Annotated in this window: 20 protein-coding genes and 1 pseudogene; 17 read left to right on the top strand and 4 right to left on the bottom strand. The window is 71.5% G+C overall.

Going from position 1 to position 25,488, the window contains the following annotated elements; translation table 11 throughout:
- Positions 1 to 42: 42 nt before the first annotated feature.
- The 3 genes from BJ998_RS08760 to BJ998_RS08750 are packed head-to-tail and all read right to left on the bottom strand — an operon-like array spanning position 43 to position 4,939.
- On the bottom strand, positions 43 to 1,416 hold the full coding sequence (locus tag BJ998_RS08760) for an MFS transporter (RefSeq protein WP_184860131.1): 1,374 nt from the start codon (positions 1,414 to 1,416) through the stop codon (positions 43 to 45).
- Positions 1,413 to 2,861, bottom strand: coding sequence for an FAD-dependent oxidoreductase (locus BJ998_RS08755; RefSeq protein ID WP_184860129.1), 1,449 nt, complete (start codon positions 2,859 to 2,861; stop codon positions 1,413 to 1,415). The genes BJ998_RS08760 and BJ998_RS08755 overlap by 4 nt, the downstream gene beginning before the upstream one ends.
- Positions 2,858 to 4,939: a molybdopterin oxidoreductase family protein gene (locus tag BJ998_RS08750; RefSeq protein WP_184860127.1), complete on the bottom strand. Its 2,082-nt coding sequence runs from the start codon at positions 4,937 to 4,939 to the stop codon at positions 2,858 to 2,860. The genes BJ998_RS08755 and BJ998_RS08750 overlap by 4 nt, the downstream gene beginning before the upstream one ends.
- A 517-nt stretch (positions 4,940 to 5,456) precedes the next feature.
- On the opposite strand from BJ998_RS08750, the gene BJ998_RS48550 reads away from it, so the two are divergent.
- The 17 genes and pseudogenes from BJ998_RS48550 (at position 5,457) to BJ998_RS08670 (ending at position 23,921) form a co-directional block, all read left to right on the top strand.
- Entirely contained in the window at positions 5,457 to 8,318 is a 2,862-nt protein-coding gene (locus BJ998_RS48550; protein WP_184860125.1) for an AfsR/SARP family transcriptional regulator, read from the top strand.
- A 49-nt stretch (positions 8,319 to 8,367) separates the two neighbouring features.
- Positions 8,368 to 8,841 (top strand): hypothetical protein, encoded by a 474-nt coding sequence (locus BJ998_RS08740; RefSeq protein ID WP_221337926.1) that lies wholly within the window; start codon positions 8,368 to 8,370, stop codon positions 8,839 to 8,841.
- 241 nt (positions 8,842 to 9,082) lie between these two features.
- Complete coding sequence (locus tag BJ998_RS08735) at positions 9,083 to 9,985, top strand: ATP-binding cassette domain-containing protein (protein ID WP_184860121.1); 903 nt, start codon at positions 9,083 to 9,085, stop codon at positions 9,983 to 9,985.
- A gap of 4 nt (positions 9,986 to 9,989) precedes the next feature.
- Positions 9,990 to 10,682: an ABC transporter permease gene (locus BJ998_RS08730; RefSeq protein WP_184860119.1), complete on the top strand. Its 693-nt coding sequence runs from the start codon at positions 9,990 to 9,992 to the stop codon at positions 10,680 to 10,682.
- Between the two features lie 15 nt (positions 10,683 to 10,697).
- A complete protein-coding gene (locus tag BJ998_RS08725; RefSeq protein WP_184860117.1) occupies positions 10,698 to 11,873 on the top strand; it encodes a sensor histidine kinase in 1,176 nt (391 codons plus the stop codon).
- Positions 11,870 to 12,520, top strand: a complete 651-nt coding sequence (locus BJ998_RS08720; protein ID WP_184860115.1) for a response regulator transcription factor — start codon at positions 11,870 to 11,872, stop codon at positions 12,518 to 12,520. The genes BJ998_RS08725 and BJ998_RS08720 overlap by 4 nt, the downstream gene beginning before the upstream one ends.
- Positions 12,521 to 12,748: 228 nt before the next feature.
- Positions 12,749 to 13,411, top strand: a complete 663-nt coding sequence (locus BJ998_RS08715) for a hypothetical protein (RefSeq protein ID WP_184860113.1) — start codon at positions 12,749 to 12,751, stop codon at positions 13,409 to 13,411.
- A 250-nt stretch (positions 13,412 to 13,661) separates the two neighbouring features.
- Complete coding sequence (locus tag BJ998_RS08710) at positions 13,662 to 14,816, top strand: carboxylesterase family protein (RefSeq protein WP_184860111.1); 1,155 nt, start codon at positions 13,662 to 13,664, stop codon at positions 14,814 to 14,816.
- A 193-nt stretch (positions 14,817 to 15,009) separates the two neighbouring features.
- Positions 15,010 to 16,920 (top strand): annotated as a pseudogene (locus tag BJ998_RS08705) (MFS transporter); the annotation flags it as partial.
- Positions 16,918 to 17,439: a carboxypeptidase-like regulatory domain-containing protein gene (locus BJ998_RS47260; protein ID WP_376775988.1), complete on the top strand. Its 522-nt coding sequence runs from the start codon at positions 16,918 to 16,920 to the stop codon at positions 17,437 to 17,439. The pseudogene BJ998_RS08705 and the gene BJ998_RS47260, both read left to right, overlap by 3 nt.
- 4 nt (positions 17,440 to 17,443) lie before the next feature.
- On the top strand, positions 17,444 to 17,896 hold the full coding sequence (locus BJ998_RS08700; RefSeq protein WP_312890002.1) for a MarR family winged helix-turn-helix transcriptional regulator: 453 nt from the start codon (positions 17,444 to 17,446) through the stop codon (positions 17,894 to 17,896).
- A complete protein-coding gene (locus BJ998_RS08695) occupies positions 17,896 to 18,651 on the top strand; it encodes an MSCRAMM family protein (protein WP_184860109.1) in 756 nt (251 codons plus the stop codon). The genes BJ998_RS08700 and BJ998_RS08695 overlap by 1 nt, the downstream gene beginning before the upstream one ends.
- A 12-nt stretch (positions 18,652 to 18,663) precedes the next feature.
- Complete coding sequence (locus tag BJ998_RS08690; protein WP_184860107.1) at positions 18,664 to 19,491, top strand: YceI family protein; 828 nt, start codon at positions 18,664 to 18,666, stop codon at positions 19,489 to 19,491.
- A gap of 284 nt (positions 19,492 to 19,775) precedes the next feature.
- Positions 19,776 to 22,139 carry a sensor histidine kinase gene (locus BJ998_RS08685; RefSeq protein ID WP_184860105.1) on the top strand — a complete coding sequence of 788 codons (2,364 nt, stop codon included), beginning with the start codon at positions 19,776 to 19,778 and terminating at the stop codon, positions 22,137 to 22,139.
- Entirely contained in the window at positions 22,136 to 22,555 is a 420-nt protein-coding gene (locus tag BJ998_RS08680) for a roadblock/LC7 domain-containing protein (RefSeq protein ID WP_312890001.1), read from the top strand. Before BJ998_RS08685 ends, BJ998_RS08680 begins: the two co-directional genes overlap by 4 nt.
- Before the next feature lie 20 nt (positions 22,556 to 22,575).
- A complete protein-coding gene (locus tag BJ998_RS08675) occupies positions 22,576 to 23,139 on the top strand; it encodes a GTP-binding protein (RefSeq protein ID WP_184860103.1) in 564 nt (187 codons plus the stop codon).
- Entirely contained in the window at positions 23,106 to 23,921 is an 816-nt protein-coding gene (locus tag BJ998_RS08670) for an MHYT domain-containing protein (protein WP_246488551.1), read from the top strand. Before BJ998_RS08675 ends, BJ998_RS08670 begins: the two co-directional genes overlap by 34 nt.
- Positions 23,922 to 24,012: 91 nt before the next feature.
- Here the strand turns inward: BJ998_RS08670 and BJ998_RS08665 are convergent, their stop codons facing one another.
- Entirely contained in the window at positions 24,013 to 25,488 is a 1,476-nt protein-coding gene (locus BJ998_RS08665) for a sensor histidine kinase (RefSeq protein WP_184860101.1), read from the bottom strand.

Here is a 25,488-nt window from a genome sequence, read left to right as displayed (position 1 = left end):
TGTGAGCGGAGGACCGATAGCTGGGAACTGTGTGTGAGAAGCCTAGACGTCGGCCACGGCCAGGCTGGGCACCTTGGCCACGGCGAAGCTGCGCCGCAGGTAGAACCACCAGGTGACGGCGAAGCACAGCACGTAGAACACGATGAAGCCGTAGAAGGCGTTGTCGGCGGCCTTGGTCGCGGCCACCGAGCTGGCGATGATCCGCGTGACGAAGAACCCGCCGAACGCGCCGACCGCCGACACGATGCCGATCGCGGCCGCCGCCTCCCGCTTGCCCTTGCGCACGGCCTCTTCGGCGGCCACCCCTTCGGCGGTCTCCCGCTTCGCCTGGGCAACGAAGATCGCCGGGATCATCCGGTACGTGGAGCCGTTGCCGACGCCGGCCGTCACGAACAACACCAGGAACGCCCCGAAGAACAGCCCGAAGTTGCCGGATCGCTCGCCCACCACGACAAACGCGGCTGCCACGCCCATGAGCACGAAGTTCCACAGCGTGACCCGACTGCCGCCGATCTTGTCCGACAGCCACCCGCCCGCCGGCCGGGCCACCGACCCGACCAACGCCCCCAGCCAGGCGAACCACGTGCCGTGCACGGACGGGAACTGCGTCTTGATCAGCAGCGGCAGCGCGGCGGAGAAGCCGATGAACGAGCCGAAGGTGCCGATGTAGAGGAAGGACATCACCCACGTCTGGGTCCGCTTGACCGCCGCGACCTGCGCCGGGAAGTCGGACCGCGCGGTGGCGAGATTGTCCATGTACAGCGCCGAACAGATCGCCGCCGCGATCACGAACGGCATGTAGAACAGGCCCGCGACCGCCAGGCTCCAGCCGGTGGTCGCCGCGATCACCAACGGGATGATCAGCTGCACCAGCGCGGCCCCGAGATTGCCGCCGGCCGCGTTCAGGCCGAGCGCGAAACCCTTGCGGCTCTCCGGGAAGAAGAACGAGATGTTGGTCATCGACGACGCGAAGTTGCCGCCGCCGAAGCCGGCGGTCGCCGCCGCGAACAGGAAGAACCCGAAGCCGGCGTGCGTGGTCACGGCCACCGTGAGCAGTGCGCACGGGATCAGCAGCATCAGCGAGCTGACCACGGCCCAGTTGCGGCCGCCGAAGCGTGGCACCGCGAAGGTGTACGGCAGCCGCAGCGCGGCGCCGACCAGGTTCGGCAGCGCGGTCAGCCAGAACAGCTGGTCCACGCCGAACTTGAAGCCGGCGGTGGGCAGCGACAGCACCACCACGCTCCAGATCGACCAGAGCGAGAAGCCCAGGTGCTCGGAGAAGATGGAGAAGACGAGGTTGCGGTTGGCGACGCGGCGGCCGGTCGCCGCCCAGAATCCCTCGTCCTCGGGATCCCACTGCTGGATCCAGGTACGTCCGCCGCGGGTGGGCGTGGTCTGTGCCTCGGTAGTCGTCATGTCGTGTGGCAGCCCAACTTCTCGGGTTCGGTGACGGGGTCCTGCTCGGCCAGCCAGCGGGACAGCGCGCACACGGTGTCCCGGCAGCCACCGCAGCCGGTGCCGGCCATGGTGGTGCTGACCAGGGCGTCGAACGACCGGGCGCCGGCGCGCCACGCACCGACCAGCCGGCCCTTGTCGACGGTGTTGCAGCGGCAGATCAGCGTCGACGCCGGCAGGGTCGCCGGGTCCACTTCGCCGCCCGAGGGCATGGCGCGGCCCAGCAGCAGCGCCATTCGGTCGGCGGGGGCGGGTGTGCCCCGGTCGTGCAGCTGCGTGACGGCGGCGGCCACATCGGGCGCCCCCAACACGATCGCGCCCGTGACCCGGTCGTCACGCAGCACGATCTTGGTGTAGCGGCCGCGGCTGGGATCCTCCAGCCGGACCACTTCCGCGTCGGAGGTGTGCGGCTCCACGTGCACCTCGCCCATCGAGGCCAGGTCCACGTCGCGGGTCTTGAGCCTGGTCACCACCGGCGTGCCCCGATAGCGGGCGTCCGCGCCGGTGAGCAGTCGGGCCAGCACGGCGGCCTGGTCCCAGGCCGGCTGCACGAGGCCACCGACGGTGCCGGGATGCGTTGCGCAGTCGCCGATCGCGTACACGTCCGGCGCGCTGGCCCGGAGCCGGTCGTCGACGACGACGCCGCGGTCCACGGCCAGCCCGGCGGCCTCGGCCAGGGCGGTCTCCGGGCGTGCGCCGGCGGACACCACCACCAGGTCGGCGGCGACCATCGAGCCGTCGTCGAGCAGGAGTCCCTTGCCCGGCAGGTACTTCGTGGCCAGCTGGCCGAGCCGGAACTCGATGCCCTTCGGCCGGAGCACGCGGGCCAGCACGTGTCCGCCGGCCGGGTCGAGTTGGCGTTCCATCAGATGGCCGACGGGATGCACCACGGTCACCGGGCAGCCGCGGCCGGCCAGCCCGCGGGCGGCCTCCAGACCGAGCAACCCGCCGCCGAGCACGGCGACCGGGGCGAAGTCCTTGGCCATACCGACGATCTGGTGGCAGTCTTCGAGGTTACGGAAGGCGACGACGCCCTGCGCCGGCCTGCCGTCCGGCTCCAGCAGGCCGTCCGTCGGCGGAATCCACGGATTGCTGCCGGTGGCCAGCACCAGCGCGTCATAGTCCACTGTGGAGCCGTCACTGAGAACGACGCTGTGGTCGGCCGGGTGGATCGATGTGGCGGCGACGCCGAGCCGGAGGGCTATCCCGTTGTCCCGGGCCCACTCCGGCGAGTGCAGCAGCACGTCGTCCGGGGTCATCGAGCCGGCGACGACGTTGGACAGCAGGATCCGGTTGTAGGCGGGGTGTTTCTCCGCGCCGATCACCGTGATCGACGCGCCGGAGCCGCGCAGGTTGTCGGCCAGGCGGGCGCCCGCCATGCCGTAGCCGATGATCGTGATCCTCATGCCGCCCCCAACCGCACGGCGCACACCTTGAACTCCGGCATTCGGCTGGTCGGGTCCAGCGCCGGGTTGGTGAGCAGGTTGGCGCGCTGCGCACCGGGGAAGTGGAACGGCAGGAACACGGTGTCCGGCCGGATGGTCTGGACGCAGCGGACGCGGGCACGCACGCTGCCTCGCCGGGACGTCACCGTGGCCCACTGTCCATCGTGGACGTCGAAACGCTGAGCTGTGTCGGGGTGCACCTCGACGAACGCCTCGGGGCTGGCCTCCGTCAACTCCGGCACGCGCCGGGTCTGGGCACCGGACTGGTAGTGCTGGAGCACCCGTCCGGTGGTGGCGTGCAACGGGAATTCCGGATCCGGCGGCTCGGCCGGGCCGACGTGGTCGACGACCTGGAACCGGGCCAGCCCGTCGGGATGCCCGAAGCCGTTTAGGAACAGCCTTGGAGTACCGGGATGATCGGCGGCCGGCACCGGCCAGTGCAGGGCCTCGCCGGCGCGCAGCCGGTCGTAGCTGATGCCGGAGTAGTCGGCGGGGCCGCCGGCCGAGGCGCGGCCGAGCTCGGCGAACACCGTCGCGGCATCGGTGGGAAACCGATGCGTCGGCTGGCCGAGTCGGATCGCCAGCCCCTGCAACACGTCCAGGTCGCTGCGCACGCCGATCGGCGGCGTGACCGCCCGGCTGCGCAGCAGGATGCGGCCCTCCAGGTTCGTCATGGTGCCGTCCTCCTCGGCCCACTGCGTGACCGGGAAGACGACATCGGCGACCGCGGCGGTTTCGGACAGCACGAAGTCGGCGGTGACCAGCAGTTCGAGGGATTCCAGCCGCTCGGCGACGTGCCCGGCACGCGGTGCGGACACCGCGAGGTTGCTGCCGAACACCAGGAGTGCCTTCGGGCCGTCGGGGGTGCCCAGCGAGTCGAGCAGTTCGTACGCGGACGGCCCCGGCCCGGGCAGCTCGTCGACAGAGACGCCCCAGACGCCGGCGACATGCGCCCGCGCCGCCGGATCGTCGATCTTGCGATAGCCGGGCAGCTGATCAGCCTTCTGCCCGTGTTCACGGCCGCCCTGCCCGTTGCCCTGGCCGGTCAGGCAGCCGAAACCCGAGCCGGACCGCCCGCACAGACCCAGCGCGAGGCACAGGTTGATCCACGCGGACACGGTCGCGACGCCGCTGGCGTGCTGCTCGGTACCGCGTGCCGTGAGCACGTAGGCGTTGCGTGCCTGGCCGAGCAGCGCGACGGCGGCCCGCTGGTCGGCGGCCGGCACACCGGTGACCCGCTCCACGCGCTCCGGCCACCAGGCGGCGGCGATCCGCCACACCTCGTCGAAACCGGTTGTGCGCTCGGCGATGTAGCGGTGGTCGAGCAGCCCGTCGGCGACGACGGCGTGCAGCATGCCCAGCGCCAGCGCGAGATCCGTGCCCGGCGCGGGCTGTAGGTGCAGCGCGGCGGCCTCGGCGGTCGGGGTGCGCCGCGGGTCCACGACGATCAGGCCGCCCTTGTCGGCGGCCGGCCGGACGTGCCGCATGAACGGCGGCATCGTCTCGGCGACATTGGCGCCGACCAGCAGGATCGCGTCCGCCTCGGCCAGGTCGGCGACGGGGAACGGCAGCCCGCGGTCGACACCGAACGCCTTGATGCCGGCGGCCGCCGCCGACGACATGCAGAACCGGCCGTTGTAGTCGATCTTCGACGTGCCCAGCGCCAGCCGGGCGAACTTGCCGAGCAGGTAGGCCTTCTCGTTGGTCAGCCCGCCGCCGCCGAACACGCCGACCGCGTCCGGGCCGAGCCGCTCCCGGAGTTCGCGCAGGCGCAGCGCCACGTGGTCGAGCGCCTCGGCCCAGCCGACCGGCCGCAGCGGCGCTCCCCGGCGCTCGCGCAGCAGCGGCGTGGTGAGCCGGCCCGGCGTGGTCAGCAGACTTGCCGACGTCCAGCCCTTCTGGCACAGGCCGCCCCGGTTGGTCGGGAACTCACGCGGCGCGACGGTCGCCTCGGCACGCTCGTCGCGGACGACCATGCCGCACTGCAGCGCGCAGTACGGGCAGTGGGTGTCGACCTCGACGCGGGCGTCGACAGGCATTGGGTACCTCCGACGGGATCGCGAGGCTTCGGCGTCCCGGAGCCTCTCAACGGCATGGGCGCGACACCGTGAATCCGGCGTAAAGGGCCTGTTCCGGCGTCCTCTCGGGATGAGATCGAGGGTTGTGCGCTCACGGTTCGCCAATCACACAACGGGAAGCTAGCACGACCTCACAGTGACCGAAAAGGGACTGTGAGGTTCGTCGGGCGCGTTTCCGCTGCTACCCCTGGCGTGCTGCTTTGCGGTTCGTGTACCGGGCACGGTGTTGGCGGTGGAGTTCTCATGAACCATTGAGAATGCTGAACCTTCCTGTCTATTGACAGTTCCTGTGGGCGAGTGGAAAATCCGCCGTTCACCTGGGCGAAGGCGCATTCACGACGAAGTGGGCACGTTTCCCGGCGGCGGGTGTGGCGTGACCGTTGCCGTCGATCCGGCAAAGCGGCCCGCACGGCGGTCGCCGACCGGTACTGTGGGCCCCGCTGACAGCTCCGCCCCAGGTCAGAAGGCAGGTGCGGCCGTGCGGTACGGGATTCTCGGACCACTGGAGGTCACCTGTACCGGGCGCACGGTCACGCCGAGCACGCCGCAGCAGCGCACGGTGCTGGCGCTGCTGCTGGCCAACGCCGGCAGTTGGGTGTCGCTGAGCACGATCGTCGACGAGCTGTGGCCGGAGCACACCCCGCGCAGCGCCCGGGTGATCGTCCAGGTCGCCGTGTCCAAGCTGCGCAAGGTGTTGCCGGCGGACGCGATCCGCACCGGGCCGTCGGGTTATCTGTTGACGCTTGACGGATGCGAGTTCGACCAGTCGGAGTTCGTCGCCGAGGCCCGACGCGGCCGCGAGCTGATGGGCGCCGGCCGGTTGGCGCAGGCGCGGGAGCTGCTGGCCGCGGCGCTGGGTCGGTGGCGTGGGGACGCGCTGCGGGATGTGGTGTGCGGACCGGTGCTCGCGGCACACGCCCGCTGGCTGGAAGAGCTTCGATTATCCACTGTGGACAGCAAGGTGCGGATCGACCTGGCCGCCGGCCGCTGCCATGAGGTGATCGCCGAGCTGACCGTGTTGCTGGCCCGGGATCCAGGGCAGGAGGCGCTGGCCGGTTCCCTGATGGTGGCCCTGCACCAGGCCGGGCGGGCGGCCGAGGCCGCCGAGGTGTTCGACCAGGTCGCCGCGCACATCGAGGCCGATCCCGGGCCGGCGCTGCGCAAGCTGGTCACGGATCCGTCGGTGTGGGAGCTGCCGCGGACGGTGATTCGGACCGCGCAACTGCCGCCACCCGTGCCGGACTTCGTCGGGCGTGACGACATCGGATGTCGCGGCCCGCTGACTGTCCTGTGTGGACCGTCTGGTGTCGGGAAGACCGCGCTGGCGGTGAGGATCGGCCACGACCGGCGGGCCGAGTTCCCGGACGGCCAGCTGTACGCCCAGCTTCGCGGTGTGGAAACCGCGGAGGTGCTGGGATCTTTCCTTTCCTCCCTCGGCTGCGAAGTGCCGTACGGCCTGTTGGAGCGGCAGCAGCTCTTCCGGAGCGTGACGGCCGATCGCCGGATTCTCGTGGTGCTGGACGACGCCGCGTGCGAGGCGCAGGTCCGGCCGCTGCTGCCCGGCGGCGTCGGATGTGCCGTGCTCGTGACGTCCCGAAGCCGGCTGTCCGGGCTGGAGGGCGCGGCCGTCGCCGAGGTCGTCGAGCTGTCCGAGGCGGAGTCGCTGGCGTTGCTTTCGGCCGTCGCCGGTGCGGATCGCGTTGCGGCGGAAGCGGAATCGGCCCGTGAGCTGGTTCGGCTGTGCGGGCATCTGCCGCTGGCCGTGCGGGTGGCCGGCGCGAAGCTGGCGTCGACGAAGTACCTCCTGTTGCGGGAATTGGTTGAGCGGATCGCCGACGAGCGCCGCCGGCTGGCCGAGCTCAAGGTCGGCGACCTGGACGTGCGCGCCGGCGTCGAGGTCGGGTACCGGTCGTGCGATCCGTTGCAGCGCAAGCTGTTGCGATTACTCGGCTGGTTCGACTCCGTCGATCTGCCGGAGTGGGCCATGACCACGTTGCTCGACACCGACGCCTCGGCGGCCCTCGCCGGCCTGGTCGAGGCGCAGTTGGTGGCGGTTGTCGGGCGAGATCGCCTGGGACAGCTGAGATATCGTCCGCACGAGTTGATCCGGGTCTTCGGCTACGAGCGGCTGCTCGCCGAGGAACCGTCCCGTGTCGAGGCGCTCGATCGCCTGTTCATGTCCTATTTGGACATCTCTGCTCGTGCCGACCGCAAGCTGCCGGTTGGGCGGTTTCCCATTGCCCCGGTGGAAAAGGTCGCCGACCCGGCGGTGGTCCGGCGCGCCGAGGCGGATCCGCTGGCGTGGCGGGACGCGGAGGCCGGCATGCTGCACTGCCTGGTGCGGCTGGCCCACCGGCTCGGCCGGTGGGCGCTGGCCGGCCGGCTCGCCGAGGTCTGCGCGGCCCGCCCCGGCGACCGGCGGACCGAGGTCATCGGCCTGGTCTCGGCCCGCAACACCGGCGACCGCCGGGCCCAGGCCGTCAGCCTGTGCCGGCTCGGCGACCTGCACTGGGAGGCGCACGGCCGGGCCAACCGGGCCCGCGTCTACTACGACATGGCGTGCCGGATCTTCAGCCGGCTCGACGACCGGTCCGGGCTCGGCCGCGCGCTGGCCGCCCGCGCCGACATCGACGTGGAACGCGGCGACATCGAACGTGCCCAGGTCGCGCTGCAGGACGGCCTGGCCATGCTGCGCCAGGTCGGCGACCACCCCGGCCAGGCGGACGTGCTGCGCCAGCTCGGCGCCCTGCTCGCCGACCGCGGCCGGCCCGCCGAGGCGACCCGGTGCTTCGAGGACAGCCTCCAGCTCGCGCGCGGGCTCCACGACCGCCGCCGCGAGGCGTACGCCGGTAAACAGCTGGCGGATGTGTTGCGGCGCAACGGTGAACACGACCGGGCCGGGGAGCTGCTGGAAGCCGCGCTGGCGGCGAGCGTCCGCCTGGCCGACCGGCACTGGGAGGCGCATGTGCTGCGCAGCCTGGGCGAGCTCTCCGACGCCGAGGACAAGCTGACCCGGTCGCTGGAGATGTTCCGGGAGTCCGGGCACGAACACGCGAGCGGATATGCCCTGCGGTCCTTGGGGGAGTGGCACCGCAGGCGCGGCCAGGACGACCGCGCCGACGCCCTGCTGACCGCCAGCCTCGCCGTGTTCGAGGGCATCGACGACCGCCGCGGCCGCGCGTATGCCTTGCTGGGACTGGGACAACTCCGGCACCGCGCCGGCGACGCTACCGGGGGCCGCCGGGCCGTACGGGAGTCGATGCGGCTGTTCGCCGGCCTCGGCTTCACCGGCTGGCAGGCCGAGGCAAGGCGGACCCTGAGGCGTTTAGCGACCGTTTAACGCCCCCGGTTTCACTGGCCGCCCCTGCTCGTACCGGAGGAGTGTGCTCATGAAAGCCGTTCTGGTCGCCGCGGCCGTCGCCGGGACCCTGCTCGCCGGCGCCGGTGTCGCCGGCGCCGCCCCGGCCGTGACCAAGCTGACCCAGTCGCAGGCCGCGTCGCAGCTGCGGGCCGCCGGCATCACCTGGTCCTCCAGCGGCAACTGCACGGACCGCAGCAACCCGCACTGCACCTCGTTCGACCAGATCAACGCCAGCACCGTCAACGGCGTGATCACCCTGCGCAACGCCAGCGGCTGCGCGATCAACATCACCGGCGGCACCGAGGTCGGTCACGCCTCCGGCACCTACAGCCACTACAACGGCTACAAGGTGGACATCTCGCACAACAGCTGCATCGACAACTACGTGCACAACAGCTTCAGCTACATCGGCCTGCGCGGCGACGGCTACCCGCAGTGGAAGTCGGCCGCCGGCAACCTGTACTGCGACGAGGGCAACCACTGGGACATCACGTACTTCTGATCTCCCACGTCAAGACGACACCGCCCGACGCGGAGGGCCGGCCCCGACGGGCCGGTGGGCGGTGCACCTGGCCCCTGCGGACCGGCCGCGAGCCACGCGGCCACCGCAGGGGCCCGTACACCTTTTGTCGTACCCCGAACTCGACCTCGTGGTGACGACGTGGCACGCCCGCACGGGCGATCTTTGACGCCACGGAGCCGTGACCACCCGGGCCACGGCCGGACCGCGAGGTTGTGAGCGGATGATCGTCGCGCGCGGACTGACCAAGCGCTATGGATCGGTGACAGCGGTGGACGACCTGTCGTTCACCGTGCAGCCCGGCGTGGTGACCGGGTTCCTCGGCCCCAACGGGGCCGGCAAGTCCACCACCATGCGGCTGATGCTGGGGCTCGGCCACGGCGCCGGCCGCACCGAGTTCGACGGCCGCAGCTACGGCGAGCTGGCCCACCCGGCGCGGACCGTCGGCGTCATGCTCGACGCGCGCGGCGTGCACCCCGGCCGGACCGCCCGCGCCCACCTGCGCATGATCGCCGCCGGGGCCGGGCTGCCGGCCGACCGCGTCGACCAGGCGCTGGACCGCGTCGGCCTGCTCGACGTGGCCGACCGCCGGGCCGGCGGCTTCAGCCTCGGCATGTCGCAGCGGCTCGGCCTGGCCGGCGCGCTGCTGGGCAACCCGCGGACGCTGATGCTGGACGAGCCCGCCAACGGCCTCGACCCGGAGGGCGTGCGCTGGCTGCGTGACCTGCTCAAGGCGCTGGCCGCCGAGGGCCGCACCGTGTTCGTGTCCTCCCATCAGCTGGGCGAGATGGCTGTGCTGGCCGACGCCCTCGTGGTGATCGGGCAGGGCCGGCTCGTCGCCGCCGAGTCGACGGACGCGTTCGTCGCCCGCAACTCCCGGCCGGAGGTGCTGGTCCGGCCCGGCGACCCCGGCCTGCTGACGGACCTGCTGGTCCGCGCCGGTTTCCAGGTCGTTCCGCACCCCGACGGCTCGCTGGTCGTCGCCACGCACGACACGGACGCCATCGCCACCATCGCGATGCACGCCGGGATCGTGCTGCGTGAGCTGACCGTCCGTCACAGCAGCCTGGAGGACGCGTTCTTCACCGCGACCGCCGGCGCCGCGCAGTTCCGTGGGAGGGCCTGACCCGATGCTCGACGCAGTCCGCTACGAGTTCGTCCGACTCCGTTCGCTCCGCTCCACCTGGGTGCTGTTCGGCACCGGGCCGGTGATCCAGTTCCTGTTCGCCTTCATCTGGGCGACCCATCACGACCTGCCCGTGCAGACGCGGTTCGACAACGCGTTCCTCGGCCTGTTCCTGGTGCTGGCGCTGCTGCCGGCGATGGCGGTCGGTGTGGCTGCCTTCGGACACGAGTACCGCTACCGCACGATCGTCACGACCACGCTCACGCTGCGCACGCCGGCCCGGATCCTCGGCGCCAAGGCGATCACCATCGCGCTGTTCGGCGCCGTCTCCGGCGCCGCCCTCGTTGCCGTCACCCTGCTGGCCGAGGCCGTCGGCGGGGAGCCGTTCACCGACGGCGCCGCGATCGGCCAGGCGTTCGCCGGCGCCGTCGTCTTCGCCGTGCTCAGCTCGCTGCTCGGGCTCGGCGTCGCCGCCGTCAGCCGCAACGCCACGGTCGCGCTGGTAGCCATGATCGGCTTCCCGACCATCATCGAGACGCTGCTGGCCCTGGCCAAGGTCGACGCGTCGCTGATCCCCTTCGCCTCGGCGGCCAGGCTGATCACCACCGGCCACTGGACCTCGCCGCTGGCGCTGCTCGTGCTCGCCGCGGTGTTCCTGGCCGCGAGCTGGCTGACGCTGCGTCGCCGCGACGCCTGAGCCTAGGGTTCTGGTGTGCTGAAGAAGCTCGTGTCCTGGTTGGACGGTCCGTACGGGGTGCTGCTCCGGGACGCCGTGGTGGCCGCGTTCGTCGGCTGGCTCACCGTCTCGGAGGCGCACAACAGCACGTACGGGCTGCTCCCGGACGGTCCGGTGGCGGTCGCGGTGGCCGTCGCCGGTTCGGCCGTGCTGGTCGTGCGCACTCGATTCCCGTGCACGGTCGCGCTACTGGCCTCCCTGGTCGAGGTGCTCGACGGCGCGTTCGTGCCGATCGTGTTCGCCGTGTACACACTGGCCGTGAAGCGGGGCAACACCCGGATCACCTGGCTGATCGCGGCCTGGTCGGGGGTGGCCCTGGTGCTGCCGTGGCGGCCCGGCTTCCAGCTGGCCTTCGCTTACCAGGTGGCCGGCCCCGATGTGCTGTTGCTGCTGGCCGTGCCGCTGCTCATGGTCGGGTTTCCGATGCTGCTGGGCCTGTGGGTCGGGCAGCGGCGGCAGCTGATCGCCAGCCTGCGGGACCGGGCCCGGCAGGCCGAGCTGGAGCGGGACATGCTCGCCGTGAAGGCCGTCGCCGACGAGCGGACCCGGATCGCGCGGGAACTGCACGACGTCGTCGCGCATCGGGTCAGCCAGATCACCGTGCAGGCCGGCGCGTACGCCGTGTCGTCCAACGGGGAGATGGCCGCCTTCGCCGAGGGCATCCGGCAGATCGGCGCGACCGCCATGGAGGAACTGCGAGAGCTGCTCGGTGTGCTGCGCCGTGAGGACGCCGAGGACTCCGACCTCGTGCCGAAGCATCCGCAGCCGACCCTCGCCGCCGCGTGCGAGCTGATCACCGAGGCGTCGGCCGCCGGGCAGCGGGTGCACGCCGACCTGCCGTCGGAGCTGCCCGAGGTGCCCGGCACCACCGCCCGCGCCGTGTACTGGCTGCTGCACGAGTCCCTCGTCAACACCGCCAAGCACGCCCCCGGCGCTGACATCTCGGTGGTGCTGCGCGATCATGACGGCCAGTTGGACGTGCGGGTGGCCAACACCGTCGGCGTGCCGCGCTCCACTCCCGTGCCCAAGTCGGGTTTCGGCCTGATCGGCATGCGGGAGCGGGTCGTGCTGTCCGGTGGCACCCTCACCGCGGGGCCGTTGGCCGGCGGCGGTTTCGAGGTGGCCGCGACGTTTCCGAAGGAGCCCCGGTGATCAAGGCTGTGTTGTTGGAGGACGAGGAACTCGTTCGCCTCAGCATCAAGATGATTCTGGAGAGCAGCGGCCGGGTGGAGGTCGTCGCCGACCGTGCCGACGGCGACGAGGCCGTCGAGCTCGTCCGGGAGTTCCGCCCCGACATCGTGGTCACCGACATCCGGATGCCCACTGTGGACGGTCTGGAGGTCACCCGCCGGCTGCATCAGCTGTCGGGCCCGCCGCCCATCCTGCTGCTCACCACCTTCGACCTGGACGAGTACGTCTACGAGGCCCTCGGCGCCGGCGCGGCCGGGTTCCTGCTCAAGGACACGCCGCCGCACGACCTCGTCCGCGGCGTCGAGATGGTCGCCGCCGGCAACGCCGTGCTGGCCCCTTCCGTGCTGAAGCGCATGGCCATGCGCTATTCCGGCGGTGTCGTCGCCAAGCAGGCCGCCGCTCAGGCCCGTTTGGACACCCTCACCGACCGTGAACGCGAAGTCGTGCTGGCGGTGGCCACCGGCGCCGGCAACACCGAGATCGCCACCCGGTTGGAGGTCAGCGAGGCGACGGTCAAGGTGCATGTCAGCCGGGCCATGACCAAGCTGGGCCTGGACAACCGGACGCAGCTGGCCATACTCGCGTTCCAGGCGGGCGCAGCCGGGTGACCCTTGGTGACGGATCCGCCGTCGGCCGGTACAGTGCGTGGCAAGGCACACGCGGGTGCCGAGCGGCGTCGCATCCCCGGCTTCGGTGGCGCTTCTCGCCAAAGGGTTTTCGCTCATAGCCCACCGCGTCCTCCCCTTTCCCCGTGGATCGGGCGCGCCGGGCCGGGCGGCCGTCTCGAGGACGCCCCCATGCCCCGTCATTCCCCTTTGGTCAGCACAGTCGCGCGGATGCGCCGTCCCTACACCGGCGAGCCCCAGTGGGCCGTCGAGCCCGAGGTCGGCGCCGCCCTCGCCGACCTGTCCCCGTTGGAGCTCGCCCATCTCCTCGGCCACATCTCCGGCCCCGTCCCCGAACGGGTCCGCCGCATCGTGCTGCCCGATGCCCTCAGTTCCGCTCAGCAGTCCCTGGAGGCCGCCGTTTTCACCGCCGCCTCCACCATCTCGCGTCCCGTGTTCTGGATGGTTCAGCCCCGCCCCGACCAGATCCGGCTGTCCCTCATGCCCGACGTATCCGCCGACCTCGTCCGGGCCCTCTATTCCCTTGTGCCCGGCCTTGTTTCCCGCCCCATCGGCATGCACGTGTTCCTGGAGCACGGTCCCGCCACCGTTGTCCTCACCGGCGTCGGCGCCGACCGCTGGGCCGCGTGGATGGACGACTTCACCGTCCCCGCCGCCCCTGCTTCCCCGCCCGCTCCGTCCTTGCTGCTCAGTTCCCTGCTCCGCCGCATCTGCCTTTTCCCTTTGCCGCCCCGGGTCGAGGCCGGCGAGCTCCGCTGGCAGGACGGCCCCACCACCGAGTGGGTCTCCGCCGCCCTGGCCCACCCCGTCACCGGCCTTTCCGTTGCCCTGCCCCTGAAGTTGGCCGCTCAGTCCCCGACGACCATGCGGTAGAAGGGCGGCTGCGCGGCACGTCTCGATGCCGTGCAGCCGCCCCTGACGGTGGTCAGCCCACTCGATGTCGAGCGGCTCCGACTGCGCGCCCAGCACTACGCGGAGGACCGTGCTGTCGCAGGCGATTCGCCGCTCCGGAAAGTGCTTTCCCGCGGCTCCCAGCACCGGCGAACGCGGCGCGGCGACGTCGAGCAGCCCTCTTTCCGACGAAAACTACCCATCTGTGCCCCGCATGCCCTAGACCAGAACCATGGACGTGAACACCACAGCGGGACCGGTTCGGGGCCTCCACGACGGTAAGGTCACGGCGTTCCGGGGCATCCCGTACGCGACGGCGAAGCGGTTTCAGCCGCCGACGCCGCATCCGGTCTGGACGGAGCCGCGTGACGCCTCGAAGCCGGGACCGGAGGCGCCGCAACTGCAGTCCCGCCTGGCCTGGGTGATGGGGGAGCGCCAACTGAACTGGGCGGAGGACGGCTGCCTCAACCTCAACGTCTGGACGACGGACACGACGACGCGGAAGCCGGTGCTGGTCTGGTTCCACGGCGGCGGCTTCACCAGCGGGTCGGGCGGCTGGGACTGGTACGACGGCGGCATCCTGGCCGGCAACCACGACATCGTGGTGGTCACGGCGAACTACCGCCTGGGCCCGCTCGGGTACGTCTACCTGCCGGATCTGAACGCCGACAATCTGGGCGCGCAGGACCAGCAAGCCGTCCTCCGCTGGGTGCACGACAACATCGCGGCCTTCGGCGGCGACCCGGACCAGATCACCGTCGGCGGCCAGTCGGCGGGGGCGTATTCGGCGCTGTACCTGGCGATCGACCCGGCGACCAAGGATCTGGTGCACCGGGTCGTCCTCGAAAGCGGTCCTTACGCACTGCCGCCGCTCGACCCGGAAGCGGCCACGAGGATCGCCGACAAGTTCCTCGACGTCCTCGGCGCCGACCCGATGGAGGCGACCGTCGAGCAGATCCTGGCCACGCTGCCGAAGCTGGCCGAGCCGGGCCGAGCCGCGCCCCCGCTGATGCCGGTCCGCACCGGCGCGGGCTACCCCAAGCCCTGGCCGGAGGCGGACCTCACCGATCTGGACGTCCTGATCGGTCACACCAGGGACGAGATGGTGGCGTTCGGCGGCGCCCCGGACATCTTCGAACCGGGTGTGCACACGATCGCCGAGGCTGCCAACGGGTTCGCGTACCGCTTCGACCGGACGGGCCCGCTGGGCGCCCCGCACTGCGTCGAGATCCCGTACCTGTTCGGCACCTTCGAGGCGTTCGAGAACAGCCCGATGCTGGGGCCGGAGCCCAAGAGGACCACCGACTTCGGCGACGCTGTGGCCCAGTTCACGAAGACCGGCGACCCTGGCTGGCCGCGCTACCCGGAGTTCCGGCATTTCGTGTGATGCCGGGCACATCCTCCCCGAGGACGGAATGGCCGGGCGACCGTTGATAGTTGTGCGAAGCAACAATTTCGGTTAGCCTACGTCAAGCAAGTTCCGTCCGAGGGGAGGACCAGTGTCGACGGCCCAGCACGCCAAGACAGCCGCGTTAGGTCCGCGGTACAAGTGGATCGCGCTGTCCAACACCACGTTGGGCATGCTCATGGCGACCATCAACTCGTCCATCGTGCTGATCGCGCTGCCGGACATCTTCAAGGGCATCGGGATCAACCCGCTGTCGCCCGACAACACCAGCTACCTGCTGTGGATGATGATGGGCTTCCTCGTCGTCACCGCGGTGCTGGTGGTCAGCTTCGGCCGGCTGGGCGACATGTACGGCCGGGTCAAGATGTACAACATGGGCTTCGCGATCTTCGCGATCTCCTCCGTGCTGCTCTCCGTCACGTGGTTCAACGGCACCGACGCCGCCCTCTGGCTCATCGGCTGGCGCGTGGTCCAGGGCATCGGCGGCGCCTTCCTGATGGCCAACTCCAGCGCGATCCTCACCGACGCCTTCCCGGCCAACCAGCGCGGCACCGCGCTCGGCCTCAACGCCGTCGCCGCGATCGCCGGCTCCTTCCTCGGCCTCGTCCTCGGCGGCGTGCTCGCCCCGGTGGACTGGCACCTGGTCTTCATCGTCTCCGCCCCGTTCGGCGTGTTCGGCACGATCTGGGCGTACCTGAAGCTGCACGACAACGGCATCCGCCAGAAGGCCAAGATGGACTGGTGGGGCAACGTCACCTTCGCGGTGGGCCTCATCGTCGTCCTGGTCGCGATCACCTACGGCATCCAGCCCTACGGCGACTCCAGCATGGGCTGGGGCAACCCCTGGGTGTACGGCTCGCTGATCGGCGGCATCGCGGTCCTGGTGGTGTTCGGCGTCATCGAGACGAAGGTCGCCAACCCGCTGTTCAACCTGAGCCTGTTCAAGATCAGGGCGTTCACCGCGGGCAACGTCGCCAACCTGCTCGCCTCCCTGGGCCGTGGCGGCCTGCAGTTCGTGCTGATCATCTGGCTGCAGGGCATCTGGCTGCCGCAGCACGGCTACAGCTTCGAGTCGACGCCGCTGTGGGCCGGCATCTACATGCTGCCGCTGACCGTCGGCTTCCTCGTGTCGGCGCCGCTGTCCGGTGTGCTGTCGGACCGCCTGGGCGCCCGCGCCTTCACCACCGGCGGCATGCTGATCACCGCGGCCAGCTTCGTCGCGCTGATCCTGCTGCCGGTCGACTTCAACTACTGGATCTTCGCGATCATCCTGCTCGTCAACGGCCTGGGCATGGGCCTGTTCTCCTCGCCCAACCGCGCGGACGTGATGAACAGCCTGCCCACCAACGCCCGCGGCGTCGGCGCCGGCATGACGGCGACCTTCCAGAACTCCGCGATGGTGCTGTCCATCGGCATCTTCTTCAGCCTGATCATCGCCGGCCTGTCGGCCAGCCTGCCCGGCACGCTGTCGTCGGGCCTGGTCTCCAACGGCGTGCCGCAGGCGGCCGCCGACCAGGTGGCCGCGCTGCCCGCGGTCGGCGTGCTGTTCGCCGCTTTCCTCGGCTACAACCCGATCCAGCAGCTGCTCGGCCCGGTGCTGCAGCAGCTGCCCGCCGACAAGGCGAGCTTCCTGACCGGCCGCAGCTTCTTCCCGAACCTGATCTCCGGGCCGTTCCAGGAGGGCCTGCAGGTCGTGTTCTGGTTCGCCGTGGTGGCCTGCGTGATCGCGGCGATCGCCTCCTGGCTGGTCGGCAAGCGCAACAAGGCGATCAAGCCGGAGCCGGTGGGCGAGGAGCTGGCCGCGGTGGCCGGCGAGGGGGCGTTCGGCGACGTGGACCTGGTCGTGCCGGTCGGCACGGTGGTGCTGAGCGGGCGGGTGTACACCCGCGGCGGCTCGGGCGTCGGCGGCGCGGTCGTCACGGTGACCGGTCCGGACGGCTCCCAGGTCGACCGGGTGCCCGTCGACTCCGACGGGGGCTACCGGCTCGTCGACCTGCGCAACGGCACGTACACCCTGATCGTCACCGCCCCCGGCTACCGGCCGGCCGCCGGCACGATCGCCATCACCGACAAGCCCGGCGTGCAGGACTTCGAGCTGGCCGGCGGCGGTTTGATCGCCGGCACGGTGCGGTCCGACGGCATTCCGGTGCCGCTGGCCGCGATCCTCGTCAGCGACGTGGACGGCCAGATCCTGGCCCAGGTCGCGGCGGACGAGGCCGGCCGGTACCGGATCGAGGGCCTGCCCGCCGGGGACGCCGTGCTGACCGCCAGCGCCCCCGGCTACGAACAGACCGCCGAGCCGATCGGGGTTTCCGCCACGCGTCCGTCCACTGTGGACCTCGAACTGCCGACGCAGGCGGCCGTGCACGGCGTGGTCACCGCGCCCGACGGGCCGGTGGTGGCCGGCGCGACCGTGACCGCACTGGACGGTGACGGGCGGGTCGTGGCCACGGCGGTGACCGGGCCGGACGGCAGCTACCGGCTGACCGGGCTGCCCAGCGGCGACTACACGGTGGTGACCAGCGTGTACGAACCGGTCGCCGTGCGGGTCAGCGCCCGCGCCGGCGAACTGTCCACAGCAGACGTGGTCTTCGGGAGGTGACGTCGTGGCACCCAGCGCCGCGTGCACCGACGACCTGGCCGGCCGGCTGCAGATGGCCATCAGCGCCATCTCGCACCGGATGAAGACGCACGCCGCGAGCGACGATCTGACGCCGACCCGGCTGGTCACCCTGGCCACCGTGGCCGAGCACGGGCCGCTGCGCATCAGCGACCTGGCCGACCGGGTCGGCATCGCCGCCGCCACCATGTCCCGCCTGGTGGACTGGCTGGTCGAGCACGAACTGCTGACCAGGACGTGCAGCACCAAGGACCTGCGGGTCAGCAACGTCGCGCTGAGCCCGCGGGGGGAGGCCCTGCTGGAGCGGATGCGCGGCATCCGCACCGGCTACCTCGCCGACCGGATCAGCCGGCTGCCAGCCGATCAGGTGCGTGCGCTGGCCGGTGCGCTCGAGGTGCTGGAGGATTTCGCGACGGGCTCGGAACAGGAGCGGCACTGATGGACTCCTCGCTCATTCGCGGCAGGGTGGTCGGCGCGGACGGCGCGTTGATCGGCCGGGCCGCGCTCACGCTGATCGACTCGGCGGGGCGGCAGGTCGGCCGGACCACCTCGGAGGTCGACGGCACGTACCACTTCAACGTGGCGGCCAGCGGCGGCCACGTGTTGATCGTGACGGCCCCCCGGCACCAGCCGCAGGCCGTCACCGTGATGGTGGACGCCAACGGTGCGCAGGTCGACGTGATGCTGACCGGCACCAGCGGGCTCAGCGGCCTCGTGCACTCCGCCGGTGGCGCGCCCGTGGCGTCCGCGGCCGTGACGCTGGCCGACGGTCGCGGCGAAGTCGTGGCCTCGCGCGTCACCGGGGCCGACGGCTGCTACTCGTTCGACGATCTTGTCGCCGGCAGCTACACCCTCGCCGTCAGCGCCCCCGCGCTGCGCCCGGTGGCCATGACCGTGGTCGTGCCGGCCACCGGACGGGTCACGCAGGACGTCGAACTGGCGGGCGGCGCTCGCGTGCGCGGAGTCGTGCGCACCAACGGCAGCGGGCGGCCCGTCGAGGCCCGGGTGACGCTCGTGGACGCCGCGGGAACCGTTGTCGCCGCCACCTCGACCGAGGCCGACGGCAGCTACGTCTTCGAGGACGTGCCCGAGGGCGAGTACACGATCATCGCCACCGGCTATCCGCCGGCGGCCAGTGCCCTGCGGATCGCCGGCGGCAACCAGAGCAGGCACGACATCGAGTTGAGTTTCTAAAGGGGATTCGCCATGAGCCAGGCCGAAGGCGTGCACGCGCTGGTCCGCACCGGCGACGGCTGGGCCGTGCAGCACGCGGTGCTCACCGTCACCGACCTGTCCGGCAACCAGGTCGCGCGCAGCGGGGCCGACCAGGACGGCGTGGTCAGCACCGACGCGCTGCCCGCCGGCACGTACACCGCGATCCTCACCGCCGCCGGCTACGCGCCGGTCGCGCGCACCGCGATGGTCACCGCCAGCGGCTCCGCCCCGCTCGGCACGATCACCCTGAACCGGGTCGGCGGGGCCGAGCTGCCGCCGCCGGGCGTGTGGACCATCGACCCCGCGCATTCGTCCATCAACGTCGCGGCCCGGCACCTCGGCATGTCCAGCGTGCGCGGCCGGTTCGACGAGTTCGGCGGCACCGTCCAGGTCGCGCAGCCGGTGGAGCAGTCGACCGTCACCGCCGTGATCCAGGCGGCCAGCATCGACACCGCCAACAAGATGCGTGACGATCACTTGCGCTCCAAGGACTTCCTCGACGTCGAGCACCACCCGGTGATCACCTACCGGAGCACCGGGCTGGCGCAGCTGAGCGAGGAGCGCTGGGCGCTGGAGGGGGAGCTGACCCTCAACGGCGTCACCCGTCCCGTGCAGCTGGACCTCACCTACCTCGGCACCGGACCGGATTCCTGGGGCGGCACCCGGGCCGCCTTCCACGCCGTCACCGAACTGCACCGCGACGACTTCGCCATCACCTACAACCAGGTGCTGCGAGCCGGCATCGGGGCCATCGGCGCCACCCTCCGCGTGGAGATCGACATCCAGGCCGTGCAGGGCGACACCCTTCCCGGCGCCTGACCGCTCGCTCGCGAAGGTCCTTTCCCACGGGAGAGGGCCTTTTTCGCATGCCGGGACAACTACGGAACGTCACATCGGGTTGTCCCTGTGTAGGTCCGCTCTGAGTGAGCAGTGACTCCGCCATTCGTTACATAGCAATCGGTATCTGTCACCTGTAAGTGTGATCGATGGGGCGTGGGTCTGGCGCTCTCCGTCACAGCAAGTTAGGAATGCCGCCTGATCGAGGTCGGGCCCGCACGGTCGTGTCGTGGTGGGGGCAGTAGCGACAAGCCGAGGAAGTGATCGTGTTGACCGCCTCCAGTGGGCGTCACGAACTGGCAATCCGCGCGATCGGGTGGCGACTGCGCCGCGTCGCGGACTGGCCACTGCGGACCAAGCTGGCGATGGTGCTGCTGACGCCCACGGTGGTCGCGGTGGTGCTGGGTGCCACCCAGGTCAGCGCCGAACTGGCCCTGGCCGGCCAGGCGGCCGAGCTCACCGGCCGGGTGGCGGTGCAGGACCGCGCGGCCGTGGTGGCGCACGGCCTGCAGCGGGAACGGGATCTCTCGGTGGTCCCGGGCAGTGCGCGGCCGGAACTGGTCGCCGCGCGGGCGCAGGTCGACGGCACGGTCGCCGCACTCGACGCGGAACTGGCCGCCAACCCGGACATGGCCGGCACGGACATCGCCGTAGCCGCCGACCGGCAGCTGCGCAAGCTCGATGCGACGCGGCGGGCCGCCGACTCCAGCGACACCGGCCGGTTCGCGGTGCTCGACGACTACTCCGCGATCATCGTGCCGCTGCTCGCCCTCGGCGTGACCGAGAAGGACGACGCCGGCGACCAGTCGATCAGCACCGCCGCGGCCGCGCTGGCCGACGTGGGCAGGGCGATCGAGCAGGTGCAGGTCGAGAAGACGGTGCTCGCGATGGCGACGGCGGGCTACGGCATATCGGCCGACGGGGTCGGCCGGGTGCGCGTCGCCGGCGCGCTGGCCGACAACGCCCTCGGCGAACTGCGGGAAGACCTCACGCCGGACCGGTGGACCGGGTACGCCGGCGCGGTCGACGCGGACGCCCTGTCCCGGCTCGGTCAGCTCCGGGACGGCGCGGTGTCCCGCGTCGAGACCGGGCGGTCGCCGGGCCTGTCGACGCAGGCGTGGCAGCAGGCCGCGCAGTCGGTGACCGACCAGCTGACCGCGTTGGAGAGCTCGCTGTGGGAGTCGCTGCGCGGCGCCATCGACGGCCTCGGCGTGTCGTCGAGGACGAGCTCGCTGCGCGACACCGCCCTGATCACCGGCGCGCTGCTGGTGGGGCTGGCCATCGCGCTGTACTTCGCCGCCACCCTGATCCGTCCATTGTGGACGCTTCGGCGGCGGGCGCTGGAGATCGCCGAGCGAGACCTGCCCGGCGTCATCGACCGGATCGCGCACGACACGTCCGGCGTCGACCGCTTCCGGCCGGCCCCGGTCGAGGTCACCACCACCGAGGAGATCGGCCAGGTGGCGCGGGCGTTCGACGAGGTGCACTCCTCGGCGGTGCGGCTGGCGGTGGAGCAGGCGGCGCTGCGGCACAGCGTCAACGAGATCTTCGTGAACCTGTCCCGGCGCACCCAGAGCCTGGTGCAGAGCCAGCTGAAGATGATCGACGGCATGGAGGCCGAGGAGCTGGACCCCGACCAGCTGGAACGGCTGTTCAAGCTGGACCACCTGGCCACCCGGATGCGGCGCAACAGCGAGAACCTGCTGGTCCTGGCCGGCGCCACGCTGCGCAGGTCGACCAGCCAGCCGGTGCCGGTGGCCGAACTGCTGCGGGCCGCGGTGTCCGAGGTCGAGCAGTACACCCGGATCACGTTGGAGCCGACGCCGGAAGCGGTGGTGATCGGCTCCGCGGTCAGCGACATCGTGCACCTGCTCGCCGAACTCCTGGACAACGCCACGTCGTACTCCCCGCCGGACACCCAGGTCACCGTGGCCTGCACGGCGGATTCCGACGGCGCGCTGCGCATCTGCGTGGCGGACGAGGGCGTCGGGCTGCCGTCGGCCGAACTCGCCACGCTCAACCGGCAGCTGGCCGACCAGGCGTCGATCGAGGCCGCGGCGACGCGGCGGATGGGCCTGTTCGTGGTGAGCAGGCTCGCCGCCCGGCGGCGGATCGCCGTCCGGCTGAGGCCGAACACCGGCGCCGGCACGGTCGCCGAGGTCGACCTGCCGGCGGACCTGTTACGCCCCATCGACCGGCAGCCGCCGCAGACCGCGCCGGTGCCGGCGCCCGCGGCCGAGGTGCCCGAGCAGCGCAACTTCGCGATGGCGACGGTGATCGCCGCCCGCCGGCACTTCGCCGAACGGGAGGCGGCCGGCGACCTGCCGCCGGCGCCCGCCGAGCAGCCCGAGGAACCCGCCTGGCCGCTGGACGAGCCGATCGAGGGCACGCCCATCTACGAGGCCGTCGCCTCGGCGTGGTTCCGGTCCACCGGGCGGCAGGACGACGACCGCACCTGGCGCACCGACTTCGACGAGCTCTGGCGCACCGGCGACCCCCTGGACAGCCCGGTCACCGCCGGGGTCACCGCGGCCGGCCTGCCGCGCCGCGTGAAGGGCGCGCTGCTGCTGCGCGGCAGCGTGCCGACGGGGGCCGAGTCGCATCACACCACTGGAAGGGCAATTCCGTGACAACCCCGAGTCTGTCCACATCGGACGAATTCACCTGGCTGCTCAGCTCGTTCACCAGGAGCACGCCGGGCGCCGCGCACACCGTGGTGGTCTCCAGCGACGGTCTGCTGCTCAGCGCCTCCGACTCGCTGCCGCGCGACCGCGCGGACCAGTTGGCTGCGGTGGTGTCCGGCCTGCAGAGCCTGACCAAGGGCGCGGCGACGCTGTTCGAGGGCGGCGAAGTGGACCAGACGGTGGTCGAGATGCGCCGTGGCCTGCTGTTGACGATGACCGTCAGCGAGGGCTCGTGCCTGGCGGTGCTCGCCTCGCCGGACAGCGACATCGGCGTGCTCGCCTACGAGATGATGGCGCTGCGGCAGAAGGTCGGGCGGCTGTTGACGCCCGAGCTGAGAACGAACCTGGAGTCGACGCCGTGACCCTCGCACCGGTGCGTCCCATGACGCCCACCAAGATCATGGTCACCGGCGGGTTCGCCGTGGGCAAGACGACGTTCGTCGGGGCGGTGTCCGAGATCGAGCCGCTGACCACGGAGGCGGAGATCACCGAGACCGGCCGTGGCGTCGACGATGCCGCGACGCCGACCGGCAAGCCCACCACCACGGTGGCGCTGGACTTCGGCCGCGTCACCCTGGACGCCGGGCCGGCGCTCTACCTGTTCGGCACCCCGGGCCGGAGTCGGCTCTGGTTCATGTGGGACGACATCGCCCGCGGCGCCATGGGCGCGGTGCTGCTCGTGGACTGTGCCCGGCTGGCCGAGTCCCTCGCCGCCATCGACTACTTCGACCGGTTCGGGATGCCGTTCGTGGTCGTGGTCAACCGCCGCCACGACGCCGCCGGCCACACCACGGACGAGATCCGCGCGGTGCTGCGGCTTTCCCCCGTCGTACCCGTGGTGGACTGCGACGTGCGGGAGCGGTGCGCCGTCCGCGACGTGCTGACCGACCTCGTCGAGCACGCGACGCGGCAATGGTCGCCGACGACCGGATCGAGGCCGTCATGATCATGGACCACGGAACGATGCAGCACTTCTCGATGGGCCCGTGGCCCGTGGTGCTCGCCTGCGTCACCTCGTTCGTCGGCTCACTGATCGGCCTGTCCTGCGCGGCGCGGGCCCACCGGGACCGCGGCCACCGGGTCGCGATGCTGTGGACGGCGGGCGGCGCCGTCGCCATCGGCGGCGTGGCGATCTGGCTCATGCACTTCATCGCCATGTACGGCTTCTCCATCACCGGAACCCAGGTGCGCTACTCGGTGTGGCTGACGGTGTTGTCCGCAGTGGTCAGCATCGGCGTCGTCTTCGTCGGCCTCTCCCAGGTGACCCTGCGACGGTTCAGCGGGCCGCGGCTGCTGTGCGCCGGCGCGGTGGCCGGCGTGGGCGTCGCGTTCATGCACTACCTGGGCATGGCCGCGGTCCGCTTCCAGGGCGACATCGGCTACGACCCGCTGCTGGTGGCGCTGTCCGTGGTGATCGCCGTGGTGGCCGCGACGGTGGCGTTCTGGTTCACCGTGGTCGTGCGGGGCACGCTCGCGCGGTTGGGCGCCGGCGTGGTCATGGCCATCGCGGTGAGCGGGATGCACTACACGGGGATGGCCGCCGTGCACGTCGTGGTGATCCCGTCCCGGCCCGCGCCGGTGGACGCCGACGCGTTCGACCTGGTGTTCCCGGTGTTCCTGATCAGCGGGCTGGTCATCGCCGGCCTGCAGTGGGCGCTGTTCACCAGCATCGGGCCGGGAGCCGACCGCGAGCGGGCCGTGCGGGGCGGCACTGTTCCCGGCGCCTAGGCGGAACGGGATGTCCCGGCCGCTCGCCGGAACGGCCGGGAGTCTGCCGGAAACCCGCATTCGGTGTGCCGGAGAGCGTGACTCGCCGGGGTCAGGCCGGGGCCAGCAGGACGCGGAACCTGGTGCCCTGGCCGGGCGAGCTGATCAGTTCGACACGGCCCGAGTGCGCCTCCAGGATCGCCGCGGTGATGGCCAGGCCCAGGCCGGAGCCGCCGTTGGCGCGGGACCGGGCCTGGTCGGCGCGGTAGAACCGGTCGAACACGAGCTTGCCCTGGTCCTCGGGGATGCCGGGGCCGGTGTCGATCACCTCCAGCACGGCGAACCGGGACGTCTTGGGCAGCTCGCCGCCGGCCACGGCGACGGCGTGGTTGCTGGGCCGGGTCCGTTCCTGCCGCACGGCGACGCGTACGGAGGCGTCGGCGGGGGTGTGCGTGACGGCATTGGTCACGAGGTTCATCACGACCTGCCGAAGCTTGTGCTCGTCGCCGATGACCCGGACGGCGCCGTGCGGAGCCTCCAGCACGATGTCCCGCTCGGGCGTCGCGGCACGGGCGTCGTGCACGGCATCGGCGGCGACCACGAGCAGGTCGACCTCGGCGAAGTCGAGCGACCGCTCCTGGTCGAGGCGGGCCAGCATGAGCAGGTCCTCCACGAGCAGCCCCATCCGGATCGCCTCGCTCTCGATCCGGGCCATCAGCCGCTCCACGTCGGCGGTTTCCCGGGCGCCGCCGCGCCGGTAGAGCTCGGCGAAGCCGCGGATGGACGTCAGCGGGGTGCGCAGCTCGTGGGAGGCGTCGGCGACGAACCGGCGTAGCCGCTGCTCGGACTGGGCGCTGGCCGTCAGCGCGGCGGAGATCCGGGCCAGCATCACGTTCAGCGACGCGCCGAGCCGGCCGGTCTCGGTGCGGGGATCGGTGTCGGCCACCCGCCGGTCGAGCTCCCCGGCGGCGATGGCCTGGGCGGTGTGCTCGATCCGGGTCAGCGGCCGCAGCCCGATCCGGACGACGATCAGCCCGGTCAGCCCGAGCAGCAGCAACAACACCACGCCGGACACCACCTCGATGCCGGCGAGGTTGACCACAGTGGACTCGGTGTCGCCCAGCATCGCCACCACGGCAACGGTTCCGCCGCTCGGCTGCCACCGGTTCGGCTCCTGCACGGCGACGATCACCCGCCACTGCCCGGATCCGGCGACGTCCTCGGTGGTGAACGGCTTCGTGCCGTGCTGCCGCACCGAGGCGATCGTCATCGGCGGCAGCTGCGGCATCGCCGTCTCGTTCTGGTCCGGCTTCTGCTGGAACCCGGCGTTGCCGTAGGGATCGAAGAAGTAGACCCGGAAATTGGTCGGCAGCGACGGGTAGGCGTTGGCGGGCAACGGCCGCGGCGGCGGCCGGTCCCGGGACACCGCCTTCGCGGCGCTCTCCTGCAGCTGTGCGTCGATACGGGCCAGCAACTGCTGCCGCAGCAGCAACCCCGTCACCGCGCCGAACAACGCCAGCCCGACCGCCGCGAACGCCAGCAGTGACACCAACAGCCGGGTACGCAGCGTCCAGGGTCTGCGGGCCAT

This window comes from Kutzneria kofuensis, from assembly GCF_014203355.1.
In the GTDB taxonomy this organism is placed as follows: Bacteria; Actinomycetota; Actinomycetes; order Mycobacteriales; family Pseudonocardiaceae; genus Kutzneria; species Kutzneria kofuensis.
The sequence above is the reverse complement of the archived record's forward strand: the minus strand, read 5'-3'. Positions and strand labels throughout refer to the sequence as shown.